The 7,301-nt window shown below is 71.9% G+C and carries 6 protein-coding genes and 1 pseudogene; 1 reads left to right on the forward strand and 6 read right to left on the reverse strand.

The window, feature by feature from the left end; translation table 11 throughout:
• Positions 1 to 125: 125 nt before the first annotated feature.
• Together AB0J68_RS22735 and AB0J68_RS22740 are read right to left on the reverse strand one after the other, a co-directional pair.
• Positions 126 to 1,379, reverse strand: coding sequence for a cellulose binding domain-containing protein (locus tag AB0J68_RS22735; RefSeq protein ID WP_363940405.1), 1,254 nt, complete (start codon positions 1,377 to 1,379; stop codon positions 126 to 128).
• Positions 1,376 to 2,488 (reverse strand): ricin-type beta-trefoil lectin domain protein, encoded by a 1,113-nt coding sequence (locus AB0J68_RS22740; RefSeq protein ID WP_363940406.1) that lies wholly within the window; start codon positions 2,486 to 2,488, stop codon positions 1,376 to 1,378. The genes AB0J68_RS22735 and AB0J68_RS22740 overlap by 4 nt, the downstream gene beginning before the upstream one ends.
• A 287-nt stretch (positions 2,489 to 2,775) precedes the next feature.
• On the opposite strand from AB0J68_RS22740, the gene AB0J68_RS22745 reads away from it, so the two are divergent.
• The gene (locus AB0J68_RS22745) at positions 2,776 to 3,213 is read left to right on the forward strand and encodes a VOC family protein (protein WP_363940407.1); all 438 of its coding nucleotides are present in this window, start codon (positions 2,776 to 2,778) and stop codon (positions 3,211 to 3,213) included.
• A gap of 24 nt (positions 3,214 to 3,237) precedes the next feature.
• Here AB0J68_RS22745 and AB0J68_RS22750 read toward each other — a convergent pair whose 3' ends face one another.
• The 4 genes and pseudogenes from AB0J68_RS22750 to AB0J68_RS22765 all read right to left on the reverse strand — a co-directional run.
• The gene (locus tag AB0J68_RS22750; RefSeq protein WP_363940408.1) at positions 3,238 to 4,452 is read right to left on the reverse strand and encodes a hypothetical protein; all 1,215 of its coding nucleotides are present in this window, start codon (positions 4,450 to 4,452) and stop codon (positions 3,238 to 3,240) included.
• 153 nt (positions 4,453 to 4,605) lie between these two features.
• A complete protein-coding gene (locus AB0J68_RS22755; RefSeq protein ID WP_363940409.1) occupies positions 4,606 to 5,736 on the reverse strand; it encodes an epoxide hydrolase family protein in 1,131 nt (376 codons plus the stop codon).
• A 143-nt stretch (positions 5,737 to 5,879) separates the two neighbouring features.
• Positions 5,880 to 6,425: a hypothetical protein gene (locus AB0J68_RS22760; protein ID WP_363940410.1), complete on the reverse strand. Its 546-nt coding sequence runs from the start codon at positions 6,423 to 6,425 to the stop codon at positions 5,880 to 5,882.
• A gap of 46 nt (positions 6,426 to 6,471) precedes the next feature.
• A pseudogene (locus tag AB0J68_RS22765) lies at positions 6,472 to 7,272 on the reverse strand (hypothetical protein); the annotation flags it as partial.
• Positions 7,273 to 7,301: the final 29 nt, after the last annotated feature.

The raw sequence follows: 7,301 nt of genomic DNA on the forward strand, positions 1-7,301 counted from the left end.
TGTGAGTCATAGATATGACTCACAGGTATATCGCCCGCAACGACAGGACCCCCTCGGGCGCGACACGCCGCCCGCGCCGGACCGCCAACGACGACGGGGGCGTGGCGTTCACGCCCTCGGGCTGGTTACGGACTTGTGCAGGTCGGTGATGCGGCGGCCGGGTTACCGGAGCCGAGGAAGCCGAAGCTCGTCGTGGCACCGGCGGCGAGCGAGCCGTTGTAGGAGACGTTCCCTACGGTCGCCGTTGAGCCACTGGTGCTGAGGGTGCCGTTCCAGACCTGGTTGATGCTCTGGCCGTTGTTCAGCGTCCACCTGACGGTCCACCCGTTGATGGCGGCGGTGCCGGCGGTCACGGTCACCTCACCCTGGAAGCCGCCGGACCACGAGTTGACGGTGCGGTACGTCGCGGTGCAGGCAGCGCCGGATGGTGGCGGCGTGGTCGGCGCACTAGTGGTGGGCGGTACGGACGTGGGCGGCGTGGTCGTGGGTGGTGACGTCGGCCCGTCCGGCGGAACCAGGGGGCAGGTGGCGTTGTACCGCGAGACGCCGGTGCTGTCGGCCAGTGGGCAGAGGAACTGGGTGTAGCGGGTGTCGTTGTCCAGGAACGTCTTGAGCCAGGGGATCAGGAGTCGCATCTCGGTCGGGTTCGACCTGGTGAACGAGAGGTGGTCGTTGCCGGCCAACTCCGCCCAGGCGTGTTCCACGCCGGCGGGCAGGGTGTTGTAGATGCCCTGCACGTAGGAGGGCGTGACCGTGCCGTCGTTCTGTCCCGACAGGAGCATTGTGGGGACCTGGGTGGTGGACATGTTCAGGTTGTTGCCGGGCGTGCCGGGCGCGAGGCCGACCGCCGTCTTCAGGGTCGGCCGCCGGAGGGCGGCGAGGAGGGTTCCGGCCCCGCCCGCCGAGTGGCCCATGACGCCCAGCCGGTTGGGATCGACCCGGTTGCGGATCGGGCTGGTGCGGGTGAGGTAGTCCAGTGCCGCGAGCAGCTGGGTGGCGCGGGCGTCGGCGCCGTCGGTGCGGCTGTTGGTTTCGATGCCGATCACCACGAACCCGAAGGACGCCAGCCAGGGGCCCATCCAGGCTTCCTCGTTGGCGAACAGGGCGGAGTAGCCGGGAACGATCGCTACCGCACCCCAGGTGCCCAGGCTGGTGTCGGTCGGGTAGTAGACGTACCCACCGTTGAAGCCGTTGCCGGCGGGCACTGTCGCCTGTGTCGTGGCGAACGGACCGCGGGTGGCGGCGACGCTGGCCGGGGTCGGATCCGGACCTCGCTGGTACGGGCTGTCCGCGGCGGCCGCGTCCCGTGTCGCTGTCGCCATCGCCAAGCCGAGGACCAGCGCGAGCGCGGCCGTCAGCCATCGTGTTGGCTGCTTCATCGACGGCTCCACTGCTGGTTGGCCTGGCCGGTGCAGGTCCAGAGGACGAGCTTCGTGCCGTTGGCGGTGCCCTGGTTGTACGGGTCCAGGCAGAGGCCGGACTGCACTCCGGTGATGGTGCCGTTCGCGTTGACGTTCCACTGCTGGTTCGTCCCGCCGTGGCAGTCGTAGATGGTGACCTGGGTGCCCGGGGAGGTGCCGTAGCCGGCGGCGTCGAGGCACTTGTTGCCGTAGACGGTCAGCGCCTTGCTGGACGTGTAGGTCCACTGCTGGTTGGTGCCGCCGTGGCAGTCCCACAACTGCACCTGGGTGCCGTTGGTGGTGGTGGAGCCGGGGACGTCGACGCACCTGCCGGACCGGGTGCCCACGAGCGTGGTGGTCTGTCCGCCGCCGCTGCTCGGGTTGCCGATGCTGCCGGGGACCGATTGCAACGCGCTGTACCAGCGGGCGGCCATCTTGTCGTAGCCGCCGGCCGTGGGGTGGACGCCGTCGATCAGGTCGGCGGTGGTCAGAGCGCTGTGCATGTCGACCAGGTGCACCCGCTTGCCGGCGTTCACCTTGCTCTGCACGATGCCGGGGATCGCCGCGTTGAAGGTGCGGGCGGCCGCATCCTGGCCGCTGTTGGAGAGCGGAATGAGCTGCGCCACGAAGACCTCGGCGGTGGGCACGGTGCTGGTGATGTGGTCGATCAGCGTGGAGAGCCGGTTCGGCGCGGTGCTCACGTTGTAGTTCTGCAGGATGTCGTTGGTGCCGATGTGCAGCAGGACGGTCTGCGGTCGTTGGGTGTTCAGCCAGCCGACGATGTTGGCGTCGATCTGGTCGATGCGCCAGCCGGGATGCCCCTGGTGGTCGTGGTCGCCGAGGCTGGCCGGCCCGTTGAACTGCGATCCGACGAAGTCCACTGTGTACCGACCGGCGGCGAGACGCTGCCAGAGCCCGATGCGGTACCCGCCGGGCACCTGGGTGCCCTCGGTGATGGAGTCGCCGAGCGGCATCACCCGCACCCCGCCGTTGGATTCCGCGTTGGCCGGCCCGGTGGGTGTCACCACTGAAGCGACCACGACACCGAGCGCGGCGAGCGTCGCGAGCCATCGTGCCCTCGTTCGCATAGCTATCTCCCCTGGGTTGGTCGAGCTGGCCGAGGGCATGGGCCGACCGGTGGGGCCGCCACGGGCAGCCGGCAACCGTCTGGGAGCGGGGCCGGCCGGACCGAGCAGCCGCCGGCTGCCGGGCGTTCACCCGGCGCGCGCCGATCGTCACATCGGCACGGCGTCACTGCCTCAGCACTGGGACGAGTGTGAGCGTTAACAGCGATGATTGTAGATACATTGGATTGCTCTGGTCTACCGGCAACGTCGGGGCCGGCTGCCGAGGGCTCCCGCGTTAGGTTACGAAGATGGAGCAGCGGATCAGCCTGATCACCCTCGGTGTCTCGGACCTGCCACGCGCCAAGGCGTTCTACGAGCGCCTCGGCTGGCGCGGCCAGGAGGTCGAAGGGACGGTCTTCTTTCAGGCCGGCGGCCTGGCCCTCGTCCTGTGGAGCCGCGACAAGCTGGCCGCCGACGCGGACGTCCCCAACCCGGACACGGGTGGCTTCGGCGGAATGACCCTGGCCCAGAACGTTCGCTCACGGGCTGAGGTCGACGAGGTGATGGCCACCGCGGGCGAGGCCGGCGCCGAGGTGACCCAGCCGGCGCGGGAGACGTTCTACGGCGGCTACGCCGGCTACTTCGCCGACCCGGACGGTCACGTCTGGGAGATCGCGTGGAACCCCGGCTTCACGCTCGGCCCGGACGGCTCGCTCACCCTGCCCGACTTCGGCGCCACGACCTGACCCGACCGCAGCAGCAGCCCGAGGTCACGGCCCGGCGGGCGGGCAGAGCAGGCGGTCCACCACCGGTATCAGCGGATCCAGGCACACCGTCAACAGCGTGGGATCGGGCGTCGTGGTGGGTGACGGGGACGGTTCGGCGGGCCGGGCTGCCGTGGGCGGGGCCATCGGCGTCGGAGCGGACGTCGGCGGCGCGCTGGCCGCCGGGGTGGGAGCGCTGGAGGGCACCGGCTCAGCGGAGGGCGCCGCGGCGGTGGTCGGGACCGGAGCGGCAGCAACAACGGCGGACGGGACGGGCGCGGCGGGCCGGGACGGGGCGGCCGCCGGTGCCCGCGCCGGCTCGGTCGGACGGGCGGGCGGGACCAGGGCCGGCGGTGCCACCAGGACGGCGGGCGCCCGTAGCGGGGCGAGCACACTGGTGTGCCGCACGGCCGGCTCGATGGGCGCGATGGTCGCCGCCTCCGCCCGCCGCAGGGGGCCGGTCTGCGACGGTCCCACGGCACCGGGGCCCAGCGCCGCGAACACCACAGCCGCGACGGCGGCGACGGCGAGCGCCCGGCGGTCGGGGCGTACCGCCGTCAGCGGCGCGTCGGCCGGCCCGACCGCCGGCAGTGGCACGGGCGGGGATGCCTGGTGCGCGGCCAGCAGGGCGTCGAGCTGCGCGGTGACGGCGGCACGATCCCCGGCAGCCGAAGCAGCCGCCAGGGTGAGATAGAAGCGGACGTTCACGGCGGTGCTGGCCGGGACCAGCAGCCCGGAGAGTCGGCCGTCGTCGTGCAGCAGGGTGACGGGCACGCCGGGGTGGTGATCGGCGCCGAGCAGGTCCGCGTACCGCCACTCGCGCCGGTGCTCGCGGCCGGCGAAGGCCACGCGGTGGCTGGTCACGACGGCCATGCCACTGTCGACGCTCCGCAGGCCCGCCGGCAGGGCCGCGTCGGGTGTCTCGGTGAAGGCGCAGCCGCCGGGCGTGGGCAGGCCGGCGACGTGCCGGGCCTCCGCCTCGACCAGCTCTGCGACGGGTACGACCCGGAAGACGAGTTCGTCGACGTCGAGGTCGACGGGGAGGCCGGTGCGTGGCTGCGTACACCCGAGGAACCCGGCGGCTTCGATCCGTAGCCGGACCAGGTGGTCCCCGCGTCGACGCCAGGCGGCGGTGGCGTCGCGGTACGCGCGCTGACGCCGCTTGTTCTCGCGCTCGGCCCAGGCGAGCCGCCAGGGGGGAGGTGCCAGCAGTGCGGTCACGGTCACACGCGGTACAACCGCTCACGTACGTGACAGGCAACGCTCGTCGAATCGATGTCTCCCGTTGCGCCCGAAAGGAGAGAATTGACGGGCGCCGACGGCTGCTCCGGCCGAGAACCGGAGCAGCCGCCGATCAGGACGGCAGCGGCAGCCCTACGAGCGCAGCGAGGTGAAGAAGTCCTTCAGCTCAGCGGCGAGCAGGTCCGGTTCCTCCAGCGGCATGAAGTGCCCGCCTCGGCCGGGTTCGCTCCAGTGCCGGATGTCGGTGCAGGCCCGCTCGGCGATCTCCCGGGGGAAGTTGGCCTGCGAGGGTTCGGTGCTCACCGTGAACGCGGCGGGCACGGTGATGTCGGGCCGTGGCGTGTTGTGGCCGAAGTCGACGTACTGCCGGAACGACGAGCCGATCGTGCCAGTCACCCAGTAGAGCGTGATGATCGTGAGCAGCGTGTCGGTGTCGAAACTGTTCGACAGGTCGCCGCGGTTGTCGCTCCAGTCCCGGTACTTGTCGACGAGCCAGGCGGCCAGCCCGGCCGGGGAGTCGGCCAGCGCCGCCGCGAGGGTGTCCGGCCGGGTGCCCATGATGGCGCTGTAGCCGCCGTCGGTCTCGTCGTACGTGGACTCGGCGTCCAGAAACGCCCGCTCGGCCGCCGAGGGCGGTCGGTCGTCGAAGCTGGCCGGGAACGGTGGATGGATCATGTGGATGCCGGCCACCTGCTCCGGATACCGGGCACCGAGCCAGCCGGTGACCACACCGCCGATGTCGCCGCCGAAGGCGCCGTACCGCTCGTAGCCGAGCACGTCGGTCATCAACTCGTGCAGCGTCCGGGCGAGGACCGCCCGGGTCAGCGGCACGTCGGGCAGCTCCGAGTAGCCGAAGCCGGGCAGTGACGGCACCACCACGTCGAACGCGCCACCGAGAGGGCTGGTCAGCCGGTCGACCAGGGGCAGCATCTCGACGAAGCTGCTGGGCCAACCGTGGCTGAGGAGCAACGGCGGCGGCGCGGGCGTACCGGCCGGGCGGGCCGCGCGGACATGCAGGAAGTGCAGCTTCCGGCCGCCGACGAGCGCCAGATACTGGGGGTACGCGTTGAGCGCCGCCTGACGGGCACGCCAGTCGAACCCGTCGTGCCAGTAGGACACCAGGTCCCGCAGGTAGTCGGGATCGGTGCCGCCCTGCCACGGTCGGTCGCCGCTGCGGTCGGTGAAGCGGGTACGGGCCAGTCGGGCCCGCAGGTCGTCGAGGACCGCATCGGAGACGTCGATGCGGAACGGTGAAACAGACATGTGTCCTCCGATGAAGGAGGGCGCACTCCCCGACGCGAAGACGTCAGCTGAGGGGGACGGACGAGAAGGGCGCCCAGACGTGACAACTGGTGTTCACGGGGCTCACCTCCTTCTCGTCGCTGACGCGGAACACCGTACCCCAGTCAGCCCGCGCGCCGCCGATGGGGCAGGGGGCCGAGCAGTGGGCCGTCGGCCGGAAACCGCGACCGGGTACGCGGCGGGTACGCCTCGCAGTGCCCGGCCCACTGGTCGGCGGCGACGGCGAGGGCATCCGCGGAGACGGTGAGGACCAGCGGATAGACGGCATTGGCCGGCCGGCGCATCCACGGGGGCAGCGACTCGGCGGAGAACTCGACGGTCAACTCCAGCCGGCGGCGGCGGATCGCCCGGGTGCGCAGGGCCAGGTTGGGCTCGGTGAAGCGGACCATCGCCGGCGGCGGGCTCGGCGCGCCGGCCGCCGTCGCCTGACCGTGCAGCCAACTGCCCAGCGCGCGGGCCTCCTCGACCATCAGGCTCGGGTAGTGGTGCGACCAGGTCTGGCCGTCGGCGGTGCGGGCGTCCACCTCGATGAGCAGCCAGTCCTGCCATCCCGGCGCGGCCCGCTCGGGATCGTCGGGCGGGTCGATGCCAGGCTGGTAGCCGACCGGGCGGATCCGCACCCGGGCACCATCATCGGACCGGATCTCCACCCGATCATTCTGGCCGACCGAAGCGGACAATAACCCCCAAATCACGTTACTGAGTGATGGTCCGCCGGACTCCTCGATGCTCGGCGCACGCGCCCGCCCGGCCACCGGTCAGGCTGACCGAGCCATCCCGGCACTGCACCAGATAGCCCCGGCCCGCCCAGAACTGCGGCACGCAGTCGAACCAGTCGCAGACCTCGGGGGCCGGCCGGCGGATCCGGGTTCCGGCACAGAAGTCGTACCCCAGGGGATTTTCCGGCGCGCCGCAGCGCGGCCCGGCGGTCGCGGTGGACGACGGGCGCGGCGACGACGGCCGCTTCGGCGCGGTGGTGCGCGCGGGCGGCGGGGACACCGGGCGCAGCAGCGCGGGGAGCGCGCTGGGGGTCGACGCCGGAGTGGCCGCCGCCGCGACCTCCGCGCCGCGGGTCGGGCCCGACGGGTTCGAGTCGAGAAGCGCCGCCGGCACCAGTAGGGCGATGCCCGCGGCGACCGCGATGGTCCGACGGCCACCGGGAACGAGCGAGGAGAGCCGGGCCTGCGCCGGCGTGGTCACCGCTGGCCGGAACGGTTTGAGCTGGTCGTGCTCCGCGATCAGCTCGTCGAGCTGGGCGAGGACCGCAGCGCGCTGCTCGATCGCGTCGGCGAAGGCCAGCGTCAGCTTGAACCGGAAGTCCGCCGCCGCGTCGGTGGGCAGCAACAATCCGGAGGTACGCCGCCGGTCCAGCACCTGGATCAGGGTCACCGGCGCCGCCGGGTCGTGGGCCAGGCCGGTCATCCGGCCGTACGCCCAGTCGCGCCGGCCGCGTCCGCCGAGCAGGACCAGCCGACGGCTGGTGATGACGGCCATGCCGGCCCGACGGCGTACGCGTCACCGATGCC

This window comes from Micromonospora sp. NPDC049580 (genome assembly GCF_040675595.1).
Classification (GTDB): Bacteria; Actinomycetota; Actinomycetes; order Mycobacteriales; family Micromonosporaceae; genus Micromonospora.

What these genes read in the sequence shown, in the direction of transcription:
- AB0J68_RS22745 (WP_363940407.1), top strand. Translation starts at nt 2,776, where the DNA reads ATGGAGCAGCGGATCAGCCTGATCACCCTCGGTGTCTCGGACCTGCCA.
- AB0J68_RS22735 (WP_363940405.1), bottom strand. Translation starts at nt 1,379, where the DNA reads ATGAAGCAGCCAACACGATGGCTGACGGCCGCGCTCGCGCTGGTCCTC.
- AB0J68_RS22740 (WP_363940406.1), bottom strand. Translation starts at nt 2,488, where the DNA reads ATGCGAACGAGGGCACGATGGCTCGCGACGCTCGCCGCGCTCGGTGTC.
- AB0J68_RS22755 (WP_363940409.1), bottom strand. Translation starts at nt 5,736, where the DNA reads ATGTCTGTTTCACCGTTCCGCATCGACGTCTCCGATGCGGTCCTCGAC.